This is a genomic window from Rhizobium sp. 05L429 (genome assembly GCF_056397645.1).
On sequence record NZ_JBFTNV010000075.1, the window covers coordinates 1 to 2,186 of the forward strand.

Here is a 2,186-nt window from a genome sequence, read left to right on the forward strand (position 1 = left end):
CCGTATTCCTTCAGTTCGGTGACATTGTGGTAGGCATCGAACACCCGCTCGGTGCGCTGGGTCAGCGCATAGGGATTGTAGAGCGTCGTCTCTGTCGCCGTGTTTTTAACCCAATACGGCTCGGAGCTGACATTGACCTCATAGGTCTCGGCAACCTCCTTCGTGGCTGCACCTGCGCCGTCTTTCCAGACGATCGACTGTGGCAAGCCGTAGCTGGCGCGATCCTGGCGGTAAGTGGTAGCGACTGTCGGGCGTCCCGTGTCGCCAGATGCCAACGGCTTGGTGGCAACGATTGTCCGGAAGCCTAGGAATTTACGGTCGCCGACGTCGTAATAGCCACCCGAATAGGAATAGTCAGTGGTCGCTATGCCGCCGCGGCCATCATTGACGGTGACACGCGTTGCCGGATGCATGACGAAGGGCAGGTAGGTGTTGGAAAACCGCGTCGAAGGCGTATAGTCGACCGCGATCGTGCCGCCGTTCTCAAGGACGACGGTGCGCAAAAGATTCGGATTACCGGATCCGACGCTTGAAATCCCAGTCGATGTCTCCGATACAGCGAAATCAGGAAGACCGTCGCCGTTGAAATCGCCTGAGATCGACGATCCCGTGAACGTCGTGCCATAGGGCTGCGCCGCGATACCGGACGCGCTGGCCCAGAGGCCATAAGCCCGCATAGCGCGGAATGCTTCCGTGGTCTTCACCGTCGAAGTCACGAGTTCCATCTTACCGTCATTGTTCATGTCGCGCAGGATCGGAGCGCCCGTCAAAAGCAGGCCGTTGGCCAGATTGACGTAAGAGCGGCCTGCCGACAGCCAGATATCGGCGTAGTAGTTGCTTCCGCTTGCGACATAGCGGACGACATCGGTTGAACCATCTCCGTTCACATCGCCGTAGACACAGCCTGAACTGCAGTTGATTCCCGTAGAGACCGAGGTCCATCCCCCTGCATAGCTGTAAGCGACGAGGCTCGATCCACTCAGAATGCCCTGACGGCCATTGCCGTAATAGTCGGCGGCAAAGCCAGTCATTTGGCCGATGGTATCGACGCCGTCACCGTCGTTGTCGAAAGCTGTCAGGGCAACCGTCTTACCGCCACTGTTTGGCAAATAAGCGCACAGCGATGGATCTGCAGTTTTCTTGCATATCTGGCGTGTAACACCGGCACCGCCGTCGTAAGCCATCACGCCGGCAAAGMTAATGGGTGTGGACGTACCGCCGTCGCTGTTAGACCCCTCGAAACTATTCGTATACCCGAGGATCGTGTCTTTCGGTATCTTGCCAGAGTTGAATAAGCGACCTGTCACGAGACCGCGAATGGTCGGAACGGTCTCATTTGCGCCGGTAAGCCGGATCGTTGAGGTGCCCGACACGCCCCCGGCCGTCGAGAAGCGCGTAACATCCCAATAGGCGTAAGGCATGTAATATTGGGTCTGATCTGGCGGGTTGATCACGCTCATTCCGTAGATCTCATCGAGACCATCGCTATTCAGATCTCCGACCTGCTTTGAATAGAAGAACGAATCGCCCCCGAAGGTCATCTTTGGGAACTGATTCAGATAGCTTGTGAAGCTGAAGGAGACGTTGTCATAAGTCATCTGCCGGATGGCCTTGTGAGAGCCGGCTGTGGGAAGACCTGCCGCATCGAGCACAAGGTCCTTGCCGTAACGCTCTATCCGCAGAAGAAACGAGGTGTTGGACAGCGGCGCCTGGCCGTAGGTCATTACGTAGGCGGAGAGGTTCTGGCCGGCCGACTGGATGGCGACCGTCTTCAGACGGCGCCGTGTATAGGAGAGATTATAGCCATTGCCGGTGATGATGTAGTCGGGGCGAACCTCGTAGTTGAAGCTTACGAGCGTGCTGCCGTAGGAGATCGAGGCGACATAGCAGACCGGCAGGTCGGGGCAGGTGTAACCATAGTTCACCATATTGCCGTTGGTTTCGGTCACCGAGGTCAGTAGAAACCGTCCGAGCAGCTGGAGGTTACCGTCGACGCTACCCGGAGCGGGATTGACCCCGGCAACCGTTGCCACCGGGCGGAAGGTCGAGACCGTGCCGTCGCGATCGGTGATCGTCCAGATATTGGCGGCCGAGTCATACTTGATGCGCCTGTAACTCTCGACCTCGGTAACATGCGTTCCACCGGTCGCACATGAGACCGAGGTCGTCGGCGAGCAGGGAATCAG

The 2,186-nt window shown here is 57.8% G+C and carries 1 protein-coding gene; it reads right to left on the reverse strand.

Features of this window, described 5'->3' with window-relative positions; genetic code table 11:
- Window positions 1–2,186: toxin TcdB middle/N-terminal domain-containing protein (locus AC1DNW_RS35350; RefSeq protein ID WP_477855793.1), on the reverse strand; the 2,186-nt coding region annotated here is incomplete at both ends.